We start from the raw sequence: 17931 nt of genomic DNA, 5'->3' as shown, positions 1-17931 counted from the left end.
GGGGTGAGGCTAGTGGCTCACCGCCTTTTCCGCGCCGACCCCGGTCAGGGACCGCACCTCCATCTCGGCCTGCTTGGCCGGGTCCTCGGTGTTCTTACCGGTCACCGTGCCGAGCCATCCCAGAATGAACGCGAGCGGTATCGAGATGATGCCAGGGTTCGCCAGCGGGAACCAGGCGAAGTTCGCGTCTGGAATGATCGAGGTCGCCTTGCCGGAGAACACCGGCGAGAACACGATCAGCACCACGCACGAGATCAGACCGCCGTACATGCTCCAGAGCGCACCGCGGGTGGTGAACCGCTTCCAGAACAGCGAGTACAGGATGGTCGGCAGGTTCGCGCTGGCAGCGACCGCGAAGGCTAGCGCCACCAGGAATGCGACGTTCTGCCCGCGAGCGCCGATACCGCCGGCAATCGCCAGAAGCCCAATCACCACCACCGTGATGCGAGCGACCTTCACTTCTCCGCCCGGGGAGACATTCCCCTTGCGAATCACGTTCGCGTAAATATCGTGCGAGAAGGACGCCGCCGCGGTAATCGTCAGGCCCGCGACCACCGCGAGGATCGTGGCGAACGCGACCGCGGAAATGATGCCGAGCAGCACCGGGCCGCCGAGGGCGAACGCGAGCAGCGGTGCCGCCGAGTTCACGCCGCCGGGCGCGCCCTTGATGGCCTCCGGCCCGATGATCGCACCGGCACCGTAACCGAGCACCAAGGTGAAGAGGTAGAAGATGCCGATCAGCCAGATCGCCCACACCACCGAGCGGCGCGCTTCCTTGGCCGTCGGGACAGTGTAGAAACGCATCAGTACGTGCGGCAGACCGGCCGTACCCAAGACCAGGGCGAGCGCCAAGGAGATGAAGTCCAGCTTGGTCGTCGCCGAGGCACCGTACTGCTTACCAGGATCCAGCAGGGATGCACCATTTTCGCCACCGGCAGCTACGGCTCCGCCTAAGAGTTCGGACAGGTTGAAGCCATACATCGAGAGCACCCACACGGTCATGATCGCCGCACCGGCAATGAGCAAACACGCCTTGATGATCTGCACCCAGGTGGTGCCCTTCATCCCGCCGATCAGCACATACACAATCATGAGCACACCCACAATGGTGATGACGAGCCCTTGGCCCACGGCGTCATCGACACCGAGCAACAGCGAGATCAACGCGCCGGCACCGGCCATTTGCGCGAGCAGGTAGAAGAAGCAGACCACCAGAGTCGTGATCGCCGCGGCGATGCGCACCGGGCGCTGCTTGAGGCGAAAGGAGAGCACATCCGCCATCGTGTATTTGCCGGTGTTGCGCAAGAGCTCGGCCACCAAGAGCAGCGCCACGAGCCAGGCCACCAGGAACCCAATGGAGTAGAGGAACCCGTCGTAGCCGTTGATCGCAATGGCACCGCAAATCCCCAAGAAGGACGCGGCGGAGAGGTAATCCCCGGCAATTGCGGTGCCGTTCTGCGGGCCGGAGAAGGAACGCCCGGCGGCGTAATAGTCAGCGGCGGTCTTGTTATTGCGGCTGGCCCGCAGCACCACCACGAGCGTCACCAAAACAAAGGCCGCGAAGATGCCGATGTTCAAGAACGTCGTGTTCTTAATATCTGCCGCGGTTATACCGGCAGCCGAGACGGAGCTCGACACATATCCCGTGAGCACACTCATTTATTTGTCACCCTTACCTTCGGCGGACACCGCGGCATCCGGATATTCAATTTCCTCGCGAATCTCGGTGGCCAACGGATCCAGCTTGCGGTTGGAGTAGCTCACGTACCACATGGTGATGCCGAAGGTCGTGACAAACTGCAGCAACCCGAAGACAAGGCCTACGTTGATATTGCCGAAGAGCTTTGTCGACATGAACTCGTGCGCGTAATCGGCCAAGAGCACGTACAGGAAATACCAGATCAGGAATGCGGCCGCCATGGGGAATGCGAAAGAACGGTATCGCCGTTTGAGTTCCTTGAATTGCGGTTCCTGTTGAATCGCTTGAAAGTCGGTGTCGGGTGGGACTTCTGAACCCACCTCGGCGGAATGCTGACTCATCACTATCCTCCTCGATAATGCGCCTCGACGGCATGTGTCGGTCACTAGGCCCCGCGCCATGCAGGGCCTCCCCCATAGGTGTGACCTATATCACTGTGCCTCACCGCGCGCTCCGCCCGCGGCATCAACCGCGCCGCCGTCGCCGGACGGCCGTTTACATGCGACAAACGGTCGCGGACCGCAAAACGATAGAGTGAGCGCATGCCAGATTCGGCGTTGAACCTCGTCCTCGCGATTTGCGCGGCTGTCCTGACTCTCGCGGCGGTCGCCTACATCGGTTTCCGGTTCACCCGTTCCACCCGGGACCTTGGCTCCGACGCGGATCACGCTACCTATCGCACGCTCCACACCGCCGCGCTCGCCTCCACGCATCTGCGCTCCGGCCTCAACCCAACTGCTGCGGCCCGAGCCGCCAAACACTTGAGCACCCTGGTAGCCGCGAACGCGTTGGTCATCACCGATCGCGAAGGCATCCTCGCCCAGGAGGGAAAGAGCAGTGCGAATCCCGGGGACCTCCTGGCAATGGCCCAGGAATCGATGGCTTCTGGAAGGACCACCACGGAGCGGCTCACTAAATCCGAGGAGGCGATTGCCGCTCCGGTGAGAATTCAAGGGGAGCCGAGTGCCGCCGTCGTTGTTCTGGCGCCGCAGGCGAGCGCGGGGCTGATCCGGGCCACCGGAGAACTCGCGGTGTGGCTGGGCAGCCAGATGGAGTTGGCGCAGTTGGAGGAGTCGCGGACGCTGTTGATGGAGGCGGAGATCAAGGCGTTGCGCGCGCAAATCAGCCCGCATTTCATTTACAACTCGTTGAACGCGATCGCCTCGTTCATTCACACCGACCCGCCGCGAGCCCGCGAGTTGGTGCTGGAGTTCGCCGACTTCACGCGGTACTCGTTCCGGCGCCAGGGCGATTTCACGACCCTGGCCGAGGAGCTGGAGAACATTAACCGCTACCTCGAGCTCGAGCGCGCCCGCTTCGGCGACCGGCTCAAGGTGCAGCTGAATATTGGCCCGGAGGTCCTCTCCACGATTGTCCCGTTCCTGAGCTTGCAGCCGCTTGTGGAGAATGCGGTGCGGCATGGTTTGCAGGAAAAGGAGGGTTCCGGGCTCCTCACCATTGAGGCGTACGACGACGGCACTTGCGCTCGGGTGCGCATCGAAGACAATGGCGTGGGCATGGATCCGGACGAGCTTTTGCGCCTGCTTTCCGGGACGGACCCGAGCGCGCATGTCGGCATGCGCAACGTGGATCTGCGGATGCGGCAGGTGTACGGGGAGGACTATGGGCTCGTGGTGGAAACACAGGTGGGTGCGGGGACGATGGTGCAATTGCGGTTTCCGAAGTCGCAGCCGACACGGGATGAGGGTGCGCGGAATAGTTGACGCTCAGTAGTCTGGAACCATGCTCACCCTTGTCATCGCCGACGATGAGCAACCCGCCATCGACGAACTGAGTTTCCTGCTCAGCCAGGATTCGCGGATTGACCACGTCTTTGCCGCCAAGAATGCGCGCAGCGCGCTGGAACTCATCCGCGAGCACGAGCCGGACGGCGTGTTCCTCGACATTCACATGCCCGGGCTTTCCGGCCTGGACGTCGCCGCGCAGCTGCGCGCCCTGCCCACGCCCCCGGCGATTGTCTTTGTCACCGCCGATGAGGACAAGGCGCTCGATGCCTTCGACCTGCAGGCCACCGACTATCTGCTGAAACCGGTGCGACCGGCAAGGCTCGCCGAGGCGCTCCGCCGCATCCAACAGTTCACGTCCCAAGAGCCCGCAGACATGGTCACCGTGGATCAGGCGGGCGTGTCCAAGCGAATCCGGCAGGATGAGATTCTCTACGTCCAAGCCCAGGGCGACTATGCCCGCCTGCACACCCGGGACTCGAGCTACCTGATCCGCGTACCCATGAGCGAGCTCGAAGAACAGTGGAGACCCTCCGGGTTCATCCGCATCCACCGCTCGTATTTGGTGGCGCTCGCCCACCTTGACGAAGTACGGACCACGGGCACGTCCGGCACAACAAGCGGCCCCAGCGTGAGCGTCGGCGGGGCGCAGTTGCCGATCAGCCGCCGCCACTTGCCCCAGGTGCGCAGCGAACTCGAGTCCACCCGGGTACGCCCCCGATGAGCGAAAACACGCCCCCGCGCGTGCGCGTCACCGCACCCCCTAGCGCGCGAACCAACCACGCACCCGCCACCTTGCGCGATGAACTCGACGAGCACTCCCCCGTGGCGGACGCCGTGGTCCGCTCCCTGATCCGCACCCAGTTCCGCCTCGCAGCTGTCGTTGCGATCGGGTTCCTGGTCCTTCTACTCTCGGTCCCCATACTCACGGCGCTCTTCCCCGACATTTCCGCGCTCACGATCGCCGGCATCCCACTCCCATGGATCCTGCTCGGATTCCTCGCCTATCCGCTCACCATTGCCTCCGGCTACCTCTTTTACCGCGCCGCCGCCCGCAACGAGCGCCGATTCAACCGGCTCACCAACGAATAACCCGGCGAATGAACACCCTCAGCACCACCCTCACCATTGCCAGCGTCTGCCTCGCCACCTTGCTTATCGGCGTCTACGGTCTCAAAATTTCCCGCACCACCAGCGACTTTTACGTCGCCTCCCGCACCGTAAAACCCTGGTGGAACGCCTCGGCCATTGGCGGCGAATACCTCTCCGCGGCCAGTTTCTTGGGCGTCGCCGGGCTCATCGTCACCGCGGGTCGCGAAGCCCTGTGGTATCCGGTCGGCTACACCGCGGGCTACCTCATGCTGCTGCTCTTTGTGGCCGCGCCGCTGCGCCGCTCGGGCGCCTACACCATCTCCGACTTCGCCGCCTTCCGCCTCGAATCCGCGCGAGTTCGCACCGTGACGAGCGTCCTCGTCGTGATTGTCGGTTGGCTGTACATCGTCCCGCAACTCCAAGGCGCGGGCCTCACTATCCGTTTGGCGACCGGAATGCCAAGCTGGGTCGGGGCACTCGTGGTGATCCTCGTCGTCGTACTCTCGGTGATTTTTGGTGGGATGCGCTCCATCACCTTTGTGCAGGCGTTCCAATTTTGGCTCAAGCTCACCGCGATTGCGGTGCCGGTGATCCTGGTGCTCGCGTTCCTGGGGGCGCGCGGGCTGAATCCGCTCGCCGATCCCGGCAATTACGAGATGCCGGAGATCACCGCAGGGAGTTTTTATGCGACCGCGTCGCTTGTGGTGGCGCTGCTGTTCGGCACGCTCGGGCTGCCGCACGTGCTGGTGCGGTTTTACACGAACCCGGACGGCAATTCCGCGCGCCGCACCACGGTGATTGTGCTCGGGCTGCTCGCGCTGTTTTACATTTTTCCGACGATTTTCGGGGTCCTCGGCCGCGCCTACGCGGAGCAGCTGGGCCCCGGCAATGCGGACGGCACGGTATTGCTCTTACCCTCGCTGATATTGCCGGGCATCTGGGGTGAAATGACGACGGCGATGGTCACCGCGGGCGCTTTTGCCGCCTTTTTGTCCACCACCAGCGGGCTGGTCATTTCGCTCGCCGGGGTGATGTCGCAGGAGGTTTTTCGCGGGTCGGTGGCGGGTTTTCGGGTTTGCGCCTTGGTGGCAGCGCTGATCCCGTTGCCGATTGCGTTGGCGACGGGTTCGCAGGGGCTTGCCGGGTCGGTGGGGATGGTTTTTGCGTTTACCGCGTCAACGATTTGCCCGCTGCTGGTGCTCGGGATTTGGTGGCGGTCGCTGACCGATGTGGGTGCGCTCGCCGGGATGGGTGTTGGGGCGGTGCTGTGCGGCACAGCGCTGGTGTTGAGCGCAACAGGGGTGTCGCTGGCGAACCCGGTGCTGGCCGGGGTGGTCGCTCAGCCGGCACTCCTCACGGTACCGAGCGCCTTCGTCGTGATGATGGCGGTGTCGGTTATGACGCGGTCGCGGGTGAGCTCGCGGGCCGGACGAATTCTGGCGCGGCTGCACGTGCCGGAGTAGGTGGGCCCGCGCGCCACTGACGGCAGCAAACCCCTCTGACACGCAACTCTTCCCCTGGTCCTCGGCAACGACTACTGTTTCACCTACGACGCATATTGAACAATTGGTGGGTGCCACCGAGGAAATTGGGGCTTCAGTTGTCAAGCAAACCGGCGCGATCTAGCGGTCATTTCCTGCGGTTCGCGTCGCTAGCACTTGCCCTGGTTAGTGTTCTCACACTGAGTTCATGTACCTTGTCTGCGCCCGACAAATTCAGCCTGGGCGGGGGCGATCTTTTCGAGGTGTGCTCACCAAGAGATAACAGCGGCACTCCAACCATTGTCAGCTACCAGATGATTAATGAGGACAGCCGAACGTTTAGCGGTTTTACCGGGCGTTTTGTGGATACCGAGAATGTGTCAACCGGTCCACTGTGGGTGGTCTCGGCGCCCGACGCGAGGAACATTCCGGCAGCTTTCAGCGTCGCGTGGTACCAGTCCGACCCCGAAGGAAAGGTGCTGTGGGAGGACAAGGAATCCGGTGATGTCGCGGTGTCTCGAAGCGGGGACGTCACCGCGATATTGGTTGAGTTCAGCATCGACGATCCACAGCGCCCCGCCACAGCCAACAAGTTCCGCTTGGAATTCCAAGACGAAAAGGGCACCCGGTATCAAACCGAGTCAGAAAACAGCTACACGATCGTTCCGGACGCCTGCCCCGCGCCAACCAGTTAGCTGTGTGGTTAGTCGATCGCGGGTGAGCTCGCGGGCCGGGCGGATTCTGGCGCGGCTGCACGTGCCGGAGCGGGATTAGGCGAAAGGGCGGGGAACGTAGCGCTCGTCGTCGCTGGTTCTTGCGAAGACGGGGGCAGTTTGACCTTCCCCGGTGACAGGACGGGTAAAAGCGTCGGCCTCGACTGTGGCGTGCCGGTGAAACCATTCTGTGAGTTGATCACGAAGGGTGGTTTCGACGTCCGATGGCGATGCTGCTGTTGCTGTTGCGATGAGGTTGCGCTCTTCGCCGGGGTCTTGGTGAAGATCGTAAAGCTCGTCGGGGCCATCGCGTCTCACGATGAGCTTGTGCGCATCGGTGCGAATCATTCGGGTGCCTCCGTACTCGTCAAGAATGACAATGGGCTCTGCGTCCGCTGGCTCCACCGCCGGTGGCGCGAGGAGGCGGTTCGCGAAGGAAGTGCCCGCAGCCAGAGGATCCTCCGGCGGGGTGAGCCCCGCGAGTTCAAGAATGGTGGGGCGCAACGAAACGGCGCTGGTGAGAGTGGAATCGACTCCCGGTTCGATCGTTCCGGGGCGGTTGACGTAAAACGGCACCAAGACGGACGGATCCCAACAGTTCAACGGCCATGTTCCGTTGCCTTTGCCCCAAAAGCCGCGGTGCCCGCAACTGAACCCGTTATCCGACGAGAAGATGATGTATGTATCGTCTCGGGCGCCTGTTTCATCCAGAATCGAGACCAGTCTTTCAACGGCGCGGTCAACTCCGGTGAGCGAGGCGCAGTATCCGCGTAACGCAGCGACCGGGTCGGCAAAAGCTGCGTCGAAATACGGGTTTGCCCACGGGTCGCGATCCGGCCTGGGGACGCTGTCAAAGGTGCAGTCGCGGTAAACGTCTAGCAACTCGTCGGGATGGTTTTCCTCGGTCCACGGTGTGTGCGGGGCAGTGAAGTGGACCTGGAGATAAAAGGGTTCGGGGCCTCTCGCGCACGCCCGGAGCATGGCCGCTGCATTGTCACCGATAGCGTCGGTAATATATCCGGGTTCAGTCTGCTCCCGGCCGTCTTTAATAACCGGCGCCCCATAGTAGGGTCCGCCCCCGTCGCGATGCGCATACCAATCGCGAAACCCAGGGGCTGGAACCCTCGCGTCACCGAGGTGCCATTTGCCCGCGTGGCCCACGCGGTAACCCGCTGTGGTGAGGTCCATCGCCGTCGTACTTTGTCCCTCAAGGTAATGCACGCCCAAGGCATCGATGCCGCTTTCGGTGCCGCGGAGCCAATCGTGGACGCCGTGTGCCGAAGGCATTCGGCCGGTGAGGAGGCTGGCGCGTGCCGGTGAGCAGACCGGTGAGGCGCAGAAAAAGCGGGTGAAGTCACGCCCGGTGGCGGCGAGGTAATCGAGGGTCGGCGTGATGAGTTCCGGCATGCGATCGCCGGGGGAAAAAGCGCCCTGGTCATCGGTCATGATGACCAGAAAATTTGGGCGCGTGCTCATGGGTTTGCGAGCGAGTTAGTCGATCGCGGCCATCAGCTCGACGACGCGGTCCAAGAACGCGTCGACCTGCGCCTCGTCATAGCCGTTACGGCCCTTGGCGGGGCGGAACACCGCCCGGCGCACCACGTCCACGCTTAGCGGTTTGTCCTTTTCGAAGTAGCTGAGGAGTTCTTCGCACAGCCGGTCCACATCTTCAACGTCGTAGCTGATGGCGTTGCGGCTGGTCGGGCGGCGAAAGCGTTCGCCGCGGCGGCGGTGCATACGCGCACGGAGAACCGTGGATAGCTTGCTGATGCCCTGTAACCACTGGTCTTCCCCGTGTTTGGCGATCAGCGCATCCCGCTCGCGTTCCGCGAACGCGTCCTCAATCCGGTCCAGCGCTGCGTCGATGGCGCGCGGCTCGTAACCGCCCTTGGCCGGGTCAAAAGCGACCGCGCGGACTTCTTTACTGGTCACGGGGGCGCCGGCGTCCGGGTTGTTGTAGGAGCGGCGGGCTTTGGCCATGAAGGCATCGACCTGTTTGACGTCATAGCCGTAGTCGCGGCGCTCGGCACGGGGAAAGGTTGCCTTGCGGGAGCGGGTTTCCTCCATGATGTCCTTTTCGTTACTGCGCTGTGGTTGTCACGCTGTGCTTGTTTTAGGGCGGTTTGGTGGGTGGTGAGCGGCTCTGGTTAGTGTATCGCTCAGAAATGACCGGAGAGAATTACCGTCACCAGATACGCCACCGGCGCGGCGAAAACCACGGAGTCTAATCGGTCCATGAGACCGCCGTGCCCGGGCAGAATGCGGCTCATGTCTTTGACACCCAGCTCGCGTTTAATCATGGATTCGGCAAGGTCACCGGTGGTGGCGGCGGCCACGGTGAGAACCGCGAGGATGATGCCGACCCACCATTGGGTCTGGAGCAGGAAGATACAACAGAGTACGCCGATGAGGCAGGCGCCCAGAATTGAACCGATGAACCCTTCCCAGGATTTCTTCGGCGAGATTTTCGGCACCAGGGGGTGTTTGCCGAAAAGCGAGCCGACGATGTAGCCAAAGGTGTCATTGGAAACCACGAGCAACAGCAACGTGGCCAACAGAATGTTCCCGCGCGGTTCGGTCAGAAGCAGGAGCGTGAATGAGGCGAGGAACGGCACCCAGAGCAAAATAAAGGTGCCCGAGATGACTGCCCGCAAGGTGTCGCGACGCGGCAGGAACACACGGTAGAGGACCATGACCAGGACCGCGCCGAAGAGGGAGATCGCGAGCCCCTGCTCCGCTCCAATTCCGGTGAGCGCGCCGATCCAGGTGCCTACAGGTATGCCGATGGCACCAATTTGCAGAGGGACTTGCGGGACCTCGATATGGCGCGAACGCAATGCGCGGGCGACTTCCCACGCGCCGAAACTCACTGCCGCCGTCACGACCACCAGCAAGAGCCAGGGCACCCAAAGGATGCCGATGAGCACCACGATGAGGAGCGTCAGCCCGACTCCAATTGCGGCCGGTAAATCACGGCCAGCGCGGGACGCCTTCTTCCCCGGGCTGGCCGCGTTGGCCGCGCTGGCCGAGTTGGCCGCGTTGGCCGCAGGCGGTGAGCTGGAGGTGCTCATTAGACTTCGAGCAGTTCCGCTTCTTTACGGGACAGCAGCTCATCGATGTTCTCAACGTGGGACTTGGTGATGGAATCGAGTTCCTTTTCGCCGCGTGCGCCTTCGTCTTCGCCGACATCGCCGTCCTTGACGAATTTGTCGATTGCTTCCTTGGCCTTGCGGCGGTTATTGCGTACGGCGACCTTCGCGTCCTCGGCCATGCCCTTGACGAGCTTGACGTATTCCTTGCGGCGCTCCTCGGTGAGTTCGGGAAGGACCACGCGAATCACGTTGCCGTCATTGGACGGGTTGGCTCCCAAATCGGAGTCGCGGAGCGCTTTTTCAATGTCTTTCATGGCGCTCTTATCGAACGGCTGAATCAAGAGGGTGCGCGCTTCCGGGTTCTGGAAGGACGCGAGTTGCTGCAACGGGGTGGGGGTGCCGTAGTACTCCACCATGACCTTGGCGAACAACGAGGGGTTGGCGCGGCCGGTGCGCACGGAGGAGAAGTTCTCCTTGGCGGACTCCACGGAGGCGTCCATCTTTTCTTTAGCTTCGGCGAGGGTTTCCTCGATCACTTCTACTCCTTGATGACTGCTGGATGACTGCGAATAGCGCGTCGGTTTCTCTTCCCGGTCTATCCTATCGGAGCGCGAGTGAGGTTTCAGGCGGCGCTATCGCGATTCGGCGCGCTCCGGGGCCGGATAGATTTTGAGCGCGATCGCCTTGAGTGCGAGGAGTGCGGCAATGATCCAGACCGCGGTTGTGGCCGGGACCAAGCCGACATAGATGGCAAGGCCGAGCCCTGCTTCTCCTCCCCCGGTCGTTTGGCTCACAATGACGAGGAAAGCCAACGCCGCGACGGAGAGCGCTAATAGAAGCAGAATGGTGATATCAACGATCCGCGCAATGGTCTTCCGCGAGAGTTGGCGCACCGTGAAAATCAGGTAATACATGACCACCAGGACAACTCCGACGGGTGTTGCATAGTACGTTCCCGCCGCGCCCACGAGGTTCCACACCCCGGCGTCCTGACCCGATTCCGCCTGGGCATTTCCGATGGCACTCAAGCTGAGCGGCAACGCGATCAGTAGCACTACGATCAGGGCAACGAGGCCCCACCCCAGCACCCGTTTGTTCGTGGCCGGCTGAGACGAGCTTCCGGCTAAAGTTCCACCCGACATGATTCCCCCAAATAGCATCGGTCTCGAGGTACCCCGCGGAACCTCGTACCGGCGAGTCTATGTCACCTAGTTCGTCAGGCGGGTACCAATTTCATCACCATTAATGGCACGGGTCACGTTGCCCTCTAGATCCATCTGGAACACGAGTGCTTTCACGTCATTGTCCCGGCACATCGCAAATGCGGCCTGATCCATAATGCGCAGTGATCGGCGCATTGCCTCCTCATAGGTGAGGTGATCGAACTTGGTGGCGGTGGGATCAAGCTTGGGATCAGCGGAGAACACCCCGTCCACACCGTTCTTGGCCACGAGTACCTCGTCCGCGTGCACTTCCAGTGCCCTCTGCACGGCAACGGTATCGGTGGTGAAGTAGGGCATCCCGGCGCCGGCGCCGAAGATGACCACACGGCCCTTTTCCAGATGGCGGATCGCCCGGCGCGGAATGTACGCCTCGGCAACCTGTCCCATGGTGATCGCAGTTTGCACGCGGGTCTCGACGCCCTCTTGCTCCAAGAAGTCTTGGAGGGCCAGGCAGTTCATGACCGTTCCGAGCATTCCCATGTAGTCCGCACGGCTCCGATCCATGCCTGCCTGGGACAGTTCGGCGCCGCGGAAGAAGTTACCGCCACCCACCACAATAGCCACTTCCACTTCCTCGGCCGCCGCGGCGATTTGTTCGGCGATGCCCCGCACCGTCGCGGGATCGACGCCCACGCTGCCGCCGCCGAAGACCTCGCCGGAAAGTTTGAGGAGTACGCGCCGCTTGGGCGTATCAAGAGTGTCGGTCATGGGTGTCCTCCCGGGTCACGATTGCAGTGTGAAGTATGCACTGTGCAGTAGCAGAGTGTAGTAAATGATGGCATGAGAAAAGGGGGTGGTCACAGGTAGTGTCCACCCCCTTTTCTCGCGTTCTTGGCTTGAGCCTACCCTAAATGGCTAGGCGCCAACGCGGAAACGTGCCACACCGGTCGGCTTCACGCCGGCCTCTTCCAGCACGGCGCCCACGGTCTTCTTCGGGTCCTTGGCGAACGGCTGATCGAGCAGCACGTTCTCCTTGAAGAAACCAGTCAGGCGGCCTTCCACGATCTTCGGCAGTGCCTGCTCCGGCTTGCCCTCGGCACGCGCGGTCTCATCGGCGATGCGGCGCTCGTTCTCCACCAGGTCGGCAGGAACCTCATCGCGAGTGATGTAGGTCGGGGCGTACGCGGCAATGTGCACGGCAACATCGTGCGCGGCCTCGGGGGCGTCGCCATCCACACCGAAGAGCACACCAACCTGGGCCGGCAGATCCTTCGAGGTCTTGTGCAGGTACGCGTCCACGAAGGCGCCTTCAACGCGGGCCACGCGGCGGATATCGACCTTCTCGCCGAGCAACGCCCCGGCTTCGATAACGGCCTCGGAAACGGGCTTGCCATCGATTTCGGCGGCAAGAAGCGCGTCAACGTCGGCGGCACCGGCGGCAACAGCAGCGTCCAGCGCCTTGTTCGCGAACTCGATGAACGGGGCAGACTTTGCCACGAAGTCGGTCTCGCAGTTGACCTCGATCATGGTGCCAGCGCCGTCGGCGACCTTGGCGGCAACCAGACCCTCGGCGGTCGAGCGGCCCTCGCGCTTGGTGGCGCCCTTGAGACCCTTAATACGGATCAATTCCATGGCCTTCTCGGCGTCGCCGTTGGCCTCGTCGAGTGCCTTCTTGACATCCATCATGCCGGCGCCAGTGCGCTCGCGCAGTGCCTTGATGTCGGCTGCAGTGTAGTTCGCCATCTCAACTCCTTCTCAAAAAATATGTGCAGTGGTCTGAACATGGAAAGTGGTGTGGGCGCTTCACCCACACCACCCCCAGTGTTGTTACTTGGTTTCTTCGGCTACTGGCTCGCCAGCGGCTTCAGCGGCTTCTTCAACTTCAGCAATGGAGGCTTCGTTGGCCACGGCGTCGGCGGCGTCGGTGCTCTTGGCGCCCTCTTCGACAACGGTTTCGGCAACGGTCTCGTCGTCGGCCTTGCCGGACTCGAGGAGCTCGCGCTCCCACTCGGCCATCGGCTCTTCGGCGGACTCGGCGCTTTCGCCGCCCTTGTTGCGAGCCAGCAGGCCATCGGCCACGGCGTCGGCAACAACGCGGGTCAACAGGTTGACGGCGCGGATCGCGTCATCGTTACCCGGGATCGGGAAGTCGACCTCATCCGGATCGCAGTTGGTGTCCAGAATCGCGACCACGGGGATGCCGAGCTTGCGCGCCTCATCAATGGCGAGGTGCTCCTTCTTGGTGTCAACAACCCAGAGGATGGAGGGGGTCTTGGTGAGGTTGCGGATACCGCCGAGGTTGGCCTGAAGCTTCACCAATTCGCGGTTCAAGAGCAACAGTTCTTTCTTGGTGTGACCAGAACCGGCTACGTCGTCGTAATTAATCTCTTCCAGTTCCTTCATGCGCGAGATTCGCTTGGAAACGGTCTGGAAGTTGGTGAGCATGCCGCCCAACCAGCGATGGTTGACGTAGGGCTGGCCCACGCGGGTGGCCTGCTCGGCAATGGCCTCCTGGGCCTGCTTCTTGGTTCCCACGAACAGCACCGAACCGCCGCGAGCAACGGTCTCCTTGATGAATTCGTAGGCGCGGTCGATGTAGGACAGCGACTGCTGCAGATCGATGATGTAGATGCCGTTGCGCTCGGTGAAAATGAAACGCTTCATCTTCGGGTTCCAGCGGCGGGTCTGGTGACCAAAGTGAACGCCGCTGTCCAGCAGCTGGCGCATAGTTACTACGGGCATGCCGTATCTCCTTTGTGGCGCGAAAAATCGCGCGATTTTGATGGTTATTTTCCTAGCGCCGTGTGCCGCGCCCCATCCACCGGGGTGGACCACAGGGTGCAACCGTCATGACGGCGCGCGTAGTCAGCCGTAGCTGCTGCATCTATTCTAGCGTATTCTTGGGCGCCACTTGACCGGATGCTCCTACACAGGCCGCCGATTCCCGCGAGTTATCCACAAAGGCACATTTTGCGCTGGCACCAAGGGAACTTTGCGCTCACCCTGGTGCCATGGCTTCGGCAATTTCCTTTCATGATGCACGACGGCGTGTCCCCGACATCCGCACGCACCTCGCCTTGGTAGCGGGCCTTCTCGTGAGCGTTGCCCTGGTTCTTGTGGGAACCGGTTCCGCCCTCGCAGGCGTGGGCGCTCCCGCAGGCTGGGCGTGGCCACTCTCCCCTGTACCCGAGGTGGTTCGAGATTTCGACAAGCCGCCCAAGAACTGGATGCCCGGGCATCGCGGCGTGGACTTGGCTGCGGGCGCTGGGCAAGAAGTGCTGGCGCCCGCCGATGGGACGGTGTGGTTTGTCGGCGTGGTGGTGGATCGGCCCGTGCTCAGCGTCCGCCATGACAACGGCGTCTTGACCAGTTATGAACCGGTCGAGAGTGAACTGAAAGTGGGCGACCGTGTGTTGCGAGGGGAGGTGATCGGCACGGTAGCCGCAATGCTGCACGACGGACAATCTGCCATCCACTGGGGCGCACGTGAGGACGGTGAGTACGTCAACCCGTTGCAATTTGTGCGGGAAACGAGACCGTCGGTGTTGCTTCCGTGGAATGGCTAGTAGGGTCGGAGCATGAGCAACACGATCGTGCCGCTTAAGCCCGAAGACGCCCTAGAACTTGCCCGGTTTCGCGAATGGCTCCTGGGGTTTTTGCCCGAGGACGAACAGCAAAAATATGAAGAGCTGAGCGTCAAGCTTGCCATTATCAACACGTATTTGGCCCAGACCGAAGACCTCACCATCAGTGAAGGTAATCTCATTGCTCTCGGCGCCTGCTTGGGTGACGCTCTCGCGCAGGACGTGGGGCTGGACTGGGTGAGCGTCGAGGACGAGGACGGCGAATACGTTGCGCTCAATCGCAGTGAAACGACATTGATCGTCAACCCGTTGCCGATGATCCTACGCCGCGTCGAAGCGGGCGAAACCGTGGACATTTACTCGATGTTTATCAGTCTTTCCAGCCGTCTCAAGGAACTCGTCCAAGACGTCGACTAGCCGAAGCCGGTGAGTCCGCTACCGGACTTTCGTTGCCGTGCGGATGAACTCATCGATGGCATCTTGCATCTGAGTAAGGCCTGGTTCTTCCAGCGGAAAGTGGCCGGCGCCATCCAATAAAACCGTCTCCACCGGAACCTTGGTGATCGCGTCTAGGACAGGCTTGCTCAGCTGTAGCGGCGACCAACGGTCCTCGGCGGGCTGGGTCAAGAGAACGGGGCACGCGGCGAATTCTTTCGGCTCGAGTGCGGGCTGATAATTCAGGTAACTATCCAAGAAGCGCATGGGAACCGAGTTCGCGGCGCTTGTCTTGTCCTTGAGGAACACCTTCATGGCCCCCGGGTCGTTGGCGAGCGCCGACATCTTGGACGCGAGGGTCATGGGTATTTTGATGTCGCCGAGCCGAGTCTTGGACAGCAACCGCATCACGACGGGCCCAATGAGTGCGGTGAGTGGATCGTGCGCGGTGTCGCGGCGCACCTGCGTAAGTCGCTGGTCCAAAAAGGTCATGCCGACGATCCCCGCGAGGGTTCCCGCCGGAGCGGCCGCCGCGACGTGGTAGGTCAACATGCCGCCGGCACTGAGCCCATAGAGAACGATGGGCCGCCCATCCTCGCTCTTCATGTACGCGAGGTAGTCCAGAACCATGTTCACCCAATCCTCATACGTGTAGCTTGCACCCTCGGCGACCTTCGTCATTCCATATCCGAGATTGTCGATTGAGCTCACGTCCCACCCCCGCTCGGCAAGCGTGCGCCCGAGGATGAGTGTCATTTGGCGTCCGTTCGTGCCCACCCCGTGATGCAGTAGCACCCTAGCTGGCGCCTCCGGATTTGGGTAGCGATCGAGGTGGATTTGATGAGAGTTCCAGGTCCAAAATTCTTCGGTCGGCATCTGGTTCGCCTCGCTTAAGCGCAGACGTACGGGAAGGAATTCTTGGAGATCGCGCCACGCCTCTTGGTCGGCGTAGGTTTTTTCGCGGGTGGACATCCTGACCGGTCCTTTACTGATGTGAGGCTGTTAGGGGCGGGCGAGAAGTGAGATGGCGAGTCTGAGTTGTGCGCGCGTGCCCGCGGGATCGCTCAGGTCATCCTCGAGACCGCGGGTGAGGGCGAGCAGGATAATACTGAGCTCCCGCGAGGGCATCAGCGGCATCTCGGTCTTGAGTATCTCGACCAGCAGAGCGCCGAGCGCTGCCATGTAGTCGCGGGCAAGGTCGGCGACGAGCCCGGTGTCTTCGGCCAACAGAGCGCGGCCGAAATGGGGGCTCGCCTCATGAATGCGCACCGCAAGGGTGAGCTTGGCATCGAGAACACCGAAGATCCGCTCATCTGGTGTGCCCTGGCCCCGAGCGGCGGCCTGAGCAACCGCCAGCGTGCGATCAAGCAGATGTTTAGTCACTTGGCGGAACGCGTCATTCTTATCCGTGAAGAAACGGTACACCACAGGACGCGTCTTCCCGAGTTCCCGTGCAATGTCTTGCATGCCGGTGCGCTCCAGCCCGTTCTTGGCGAATGCGTAGTAGGCGGCTTCAACCGCTTGCTCCCTGCTGGTGCCTCGACTCGTACGTGCCGCACTCATACATACAAGTATTACAGTTTTCGTCTTTTTGTAAAGGTAGCCCGCGAACCCCCAATAACTTATGCTCACGGAAAGGGGCCGCCGGTGAGCATAAGTGTTTATGCTCACCGGCGGCCACGTCTATTGCGCATAAGTTGCGCGGCGAACGCCTACACGAACGCGGCCATTCCGGTAATGGCTCGTCCCGCGACGAGGGTGTTGATCTCGTAGGTGCCTTCGTAAGAGTAAATCGCTTCGGCGTCGGTGAAGATTTTGGCCATCTCGTAGTCGGTGACGATGCCGTTTCCACCCAGGATGCTTCGCCCCAGGGCCACAGATTCCCGCATGCGCGCCGTCGTGAACGCCTTTGCGAGAGCGGACTGCTCATCGCGGGCAATGCCCTGATCCTCCAGCTGCGCCAGGCGCACCATCATCCCCATCGACGCCACAGTGTTGCCCAAGATTTGAGTCAGCTGCTCCTGGATGAGCTGGTTCGCGCCGATGGGTTTGCCAAACTGTTCGCGGGTCAGCGCGTACTTCCGTGCCACCTCGAACGCGGCCATCTGCTGCCCCACGGCCTGCCACGCGACGGCCAGGCGCGTCACCTTGAGCACCTTGTTGACATCCTTAAAGGAATTGGCACCGGCCAGCTTGAAGTGCTCGGGAACTTCCACGTTCGTGAGAGTGATGTCGGCATTTTGTACCGAGCGCAACGAAATCTTGTTCTCAATCTTGGATGCGGCATACCCAGGCAGGGACGTGTCCACCAAAAACCCTTTGACCTGGTTGTCCGCCACGTCACGGGCATAAATCACGACCCAATCCGAGAACGTCGCGTTGCCAATCCACCGCTTCGCCCCGTTCAAGACCCACGTATCGCCCTGCTTCTCAGCGGTGGTCCGCGTGCCACCGGCAACATCGGATCCGCCGAGAGGCTCGGTCAACCCAAAGGCGCCGATCTTTTTCATGGCGTAGATGTCCGGCAACCACTCCGCCTTTTGCTCCTCGGAAGCGAGCGCTTCGATCGATCCGGTGAACAAACCGTCGTGCACGCCCATAAACGTCGCAACCGAGGTGTCGGCACGGGTGAACTCGGCGTGCAGCAATCCCGCATAGAGCGCGGAGTGGCCCTGACGATGCATCGGTGACATGACATCGAGCTCGGCGATCTTGGGAATGAGCTCCATGGGGAACTCTGCCTTGAGCCAATACTCATTGGCGATCGGACGCACTTCCTTGTCCAAGAAATCGCGCGCATCCGCCAGTTTCCCACGCTCGGCATCGCTCAAGAGCGCTTCAAACTCGTAAAAGTCGCCGTTGTCGAACGGAAGATTGCTGGTATCTAAAGCCTGTTTCGCCACAGGTGCCTCCATCACAATGGGCGC

At 61.7% G+C, this 17931-nt stretch carries 20 protein-coding genes; 7 read left to right on the top strand and 13 right to left on the bottom strand.

What is annotated here, in order from left to right:
- Positions 1-9 precede the first annotated feature (9 nt).
- Both O148_RS0104160 and O148_RS14790 read right to left on the bottom strand, forming a co-directional pair.
- Positions 10-1659 carry a solute symporter family protein gene (locus tag O148_RS0104160; RefSeq protein ID WP_051619811.1) on the bottom strand — a complete coding sequence of 550 codons (1650 nt, stop codon included), beginning with the start codon at positions 1657-1659 and terminating at the stop codon, positions 10-12.
- Positions 1660-2019: a DUF485 domain-containing protein gene (locus tag O148_RS14790; RefSeq protein WP_035744913.1), complete on the bottom strand. Its 360-nt coding sequence runs from the start codon at positions 2017-2019 to the stop codon at positions 1660-1662.
- A gap of 222 nt (positions 2020-2241) precedes the next feature.
- Between O148_RS14790 and O148_RS0104150 the strand changes: the two genes are divergently transcribed.
- The 5 genes from O148_RS0104150 to O148_RS0104130 all read left to right on the top strand — a co-directional run bounded on the left by O148_RS0104150 (position 2242) and on the right by O148_RS0104130 (position 6712).
- The gene (locus O148_RS0104150; protein WP_026529899.1) at positions 2242-3423 is read left to right on the top strand and encodes a sensor histidine kinase; all 1182 of its coding nucleotides are present in this window, start codon (positions 2242-2244) and stop codon (positions 3421-3423) included.
- Between the two features lie 19 nt (positions 3424-3442).
- Positions 3443-4168: a LytR/AlgR family response regulator transcription factor gene (locus O148_RS0104145; protein WP_026529898.1), complete on the top strand. Its 726-nt coding sequence runs from the start codon at positions 3443-3445 to the stop codon at positions 4166-4168.
- Positions 4165-4536, top strand: a complete 372-nt coding sequence (locus O148_RS14785) for a DUF485 domain-containing protein (protein WP_035744752.1) — start codon at positions 4165-4167, stop codon at positions 4534-4536. The genes O148_RS0104145 and O148_RS14785 overlap by 4 nt, the downstream gene beginning before the upstream one ends.
- Before the next feature lie 8 nt (positions 4537-4544).
- Positions 4545-5999, top strand: a complete 1455-nt coding sequence (locus O148_RS0104135) for a sodium/solute symporter (protein ID WP_026529896.1) — start codon at positions 4545-4547, stop codon at positions 5997-5999.
- 233 nt (positions 6000-6232) lie between these two features.
- Positions 6233-6712, top strand: coding sequence for a hypothetical protein (locus O148_RS0104130; RefSeq protein ID WP_026529895.1), 480 nt, complete (start codon positions 6233-6235; stop codon positions 6710-6712).
- Between the two features lie 75 nt (positions 6713-6787).
- Here the strand turns inward: O148_RS0104130 and O148_RS14780 are convergent, their stop codons facing one another.
- The 8 genes from O148_RS14780 to rpsB form a co-directional block, all read right to left on the bottom strand.
- Positions 6788-8206, bottom strand: a complete 1419-nt coding sequence (locus O148_RS14780; RefSeq protein ID WP_051619810.1) for a sulfatase-like hydrolase/transferase — start codon at positions 8204-8206, stop codon at positions 6788-6790.
- Positions 8207-8221: 15 nt separating this feature from the next.
- The gene (locus O148_RS0104120) at positions 8222-8797 is read right to left on the bottom strand and encodes a DivIVA domain-containing protein (RefSeq protein WP_026529894.1); all 576 of its coding nucleotides are present in this window, start codon (positions 8795-8797) and stop codon (positions 8222-8224) included.
- 92 nt (positions 8798-8889) lie between these two features.
- Positions 8890-9801 carry a phosphatidate cytidylyltransferase gene (locus tag O148_RS14775; protein WP_051619809.1) on the bottom strand — a complete coding sequence of 304 codons (912 nt, stop codon included), beginning with the start codon at positions 9799-9801 and terminating at the stop codon, positions 8890-8892.
- A complete protein-coding gene (gene frr, locus O148_RS0104110) occupies positions 9801-10358 on the bottom strand; it encodes a ribosome recycling factor (RefSeq protein WP_026529893.1) in 558 nt (185 codons plus the stop codon). Before frr ends, O148_RS14775 begins: the two co-directional genes overlap by 1 nt.
- A 96-nt stretch (positions 10359-10454) precedes the next feature.
- Positions 10455-10964, bottom strand: coding sequence for a hypothetical protein (locus O148_RS0104105; RefSeq protein WP_157374478.1), 510 nt, complete (start codon positions 10962-10964; stop codon positions 10455-10457).
- 66 nt (positions 10965-11030) lie between these two features.
- Positions 11031-11753: a UMP kinase gene (pyrH, locus tag O148_RS0104100; RefSeq protein ID WP_026529891.1), complete on the bottom strand. Its 723-nt coding sequence runs from the start codon at positions 11751-11753 to the stop codon at positions 11031-11033.
- Between the two features lie 147 nt (positions 11754-11900).
- Complete coding sequence (gene tsf, locus O148_RS0104095; RefSeq protein ID WP_026529890.1) at positions 11901-12728, bottom strand: translation elongation factor Ts; 828 nt, start codon at positions 12726-12728, stop codon at positions 11901-11903.
- Between the two features lie 84 nt (positions 12729-12812).
- Positions 12813-13727, bottom strand: coding sequence for a 30S ribosomal protein S2 (gene rpsB, locus O148_RS0104090; protein WP_026529889.1), 915 nt, complete (start codon positions 13725-13727; stop codon positions 12813-12815).
- 269 nt (positions 13728-13996) lie between these two features.
- Here rpsB and O148_RS0104085 point away from each other — a divergent pair, with 269 nt between their 5' ends.
- The gene (locus O148_RS0104085) at positions 13997-14551 is read left to right on the top strand and encodes a M23 family metallopeptidase (protein WP_084157034.1); all 555 of its coding nucleotides are present in this window, start codon (positions 13997-13999) and stop codon (positions 14549-14551) included.
- 12 nt (positions 14552-14563) lie between these two features.
- Positions 14564-14986 (top strand): DUF3806 domain-containing protein, encoded by a 423-nt coding sequence (locus O148_RS17500; protein WP_035744749.1) that lies wholly within the window; start codon positions 14564-14566, stop codon positions 14984-14986.
- An 18-nt stretch (positions 14987-15004) separates the two neighbouring features.
- Here O148_RS17500 and O148_RS0104075 read toward each other — a convergent pair whose 3' ends face one another.
- The 3 genes from O148_RS0104075 to O148_RS0104065 form a co-directional block, all read right to left on the bottom strand.
- Positions 15005-15976: an alpha/beta hydrolase gene (locus O148_RS0104075; RefSeq protein ID WP_026529887.1), complete on the bottom strand. Its 972-nt coding sequence runs from the start codon at positions 15974-15976 to the stop codon at positions 15005-15007.
- A 30-nt stretch (positions 15977-16006) separates the two neighbouring features.
- Positions 16007-16567 (bottom strand): TetR/AcrR family transcriptional regulator, encoded by a 561-nt coding sequence (locus tag O148_RS16955; protein ID WP_026529886.1) that lies wholly within the window; start codon positions 16565-16567, stop codon positions 16007-16009.
- 149 nt (positions 16568-16716) lie between these two features.
- Positions 16717-17919, bottom strand: coding sequence for an acyl-CoA dehydrogenase family protein (locus tag O148_RS0104065; protein ID WP_157374486.1), 1203 nt, complete (start codon positions 17917-17919; stop codon positions 16717-16719).
- Positions 17920-17931 lie beyond the last annotated feature (12 nt).

Source organism: Haematomicrobium sanguinis DSM 21259 (assembly GCF_000688395.1).
In the GTDB taxonomy this organism is placed as follows: Bacteria; Actinomycetota; Actinomycetes; order Actinomycetales; family Micrococcaceae; genus Haematomicrobium; species Haematomicrobium sanguinis.
This window is presented reverse-complemented; position numbering and strand designations above follow the sequence as displayed.

Excerpts from the sequence above, each read along its gene's own strand:
- O148_RS0104160 (WP_051619811.1), bottom strand. The coding sequence starts at position 1,659 with ATGAGTGTGCTCACGGGATATGTGTCGAGCTCCGTCTCGGCTGCCGGT.
- O148_RS0104150 (WP_026529899.1), top strand. The coding sequence starts at position 2,242 with ATGCCAGATTCGGCGTTGAACCTCGTCCTCGCGATTTGCGCGGCTGTC.
- O148_RS0104145 (WP_026529898.1), top strand. The coding sequence starts at position 3,443 with ATGCTCACCCTTGTCATCGCCGACGATGAGCAACCCGCCATCGACGAA.
- O148_RS14785 (WP_035744752.1), top strand. The coding sequence starts at position 4,165 with ATGAGCGAAAACACGCCCCCGCGCGTGCGCGTCACCGCACCCCCTAGC.
- O148_RS0104135 (WP_026529896.1), top strand. The coding sequence starts at position 4,545 with ATGAACACCCTCAGCACCACCCTCACCATTGCCAGCGTCTGCCTCGCC.
- O148_RS14780 (WP_051619810.1), bottom strand. The coding sequence starts at position 8,206 with ATGAGCACGCGCCCAAATTTTCTGGTCATCATGACCGATGACCAGGGC.
- O148_RS0104120 (WP_026529894.1), bottom strand. The coding sequence starts at position 8,797 with ATGGAGGAAACCCGCTCCCGCAAGGCAACCTTTCCCCGTGCCGAGCGC.
- O148_RS14775 (WP_051619809.1), bottom strand. The coding sequence starts at position 9,801 with ATGAGCACCTCCAGCTCACCGCCTGCGGCCAACGCGGCCAACTCGGCC.
- O148_RS0104105 (WP_157374478.1), bottom strand. The coding sequence starts at position 10,964 with ATGTCGGGTGGAACTTTAGCCGGAAGCTCGTCTCAGCCGGCCACGAAC.
- pyrH (WP_026529891.1), bottom strand. The coding sequence starts at position 11,753 with ATGACCGACACTCTTGATACGCCCAAGCGGCGCGTACTCCTCAAACTT.
- tsf (WP_026529890.1), bottom strand. The coding sequence starts at position 12,728 with ATGGCGAACTACACTGCAGCCGACATCAAGGCACTGCGCGAGCGCACT.
- rpsB (WP_026529889.1), bottom strand. The coding sequence starts at position 13,727 with ATGCCCGTAGTAACTATGCGCCAGCTGCTGGACAGCGGCGTTCACTTT.
- O148_RS0104085 (WP_084157034.1), top strand. The coding sequence starts at position 13,997 with ATGGCTTCGGCAATTTCCTTTCATGATGCACGACGGCGTGTCCCCGAC.
- O148_RS17500 (WP_035744749.1), top strand. The coding sequence starts at position 14,564 with ATGAGCAACACGATCGTGCCGCTTAAGCCCGAAGACGCCCTAGAACTT.
- O148_RS0104075 (WP_026529887.1), bottom strand. The coding sequence starts at position 15,976 with ATGTCCACCCGCGAAAAAACCTACGCCGACCAAGAGGCGTGGCGCGAT.
- O148_RS16955 (WP_026529886.1), bottom strand. The coding sequence starts at position 16,567 with ATGAGTGCGGCACGTACGAGTCGAGGCACCAGCAGGGAGCAAGCGGTT.
- O148_RS0104065 (WP_157374486.1), bottom strand. The coding sequence starts at position 17,919 with ATGGAGGCACCTGTGGCGAAACAGGCTTTAGATACCAGCAATCTTCCG.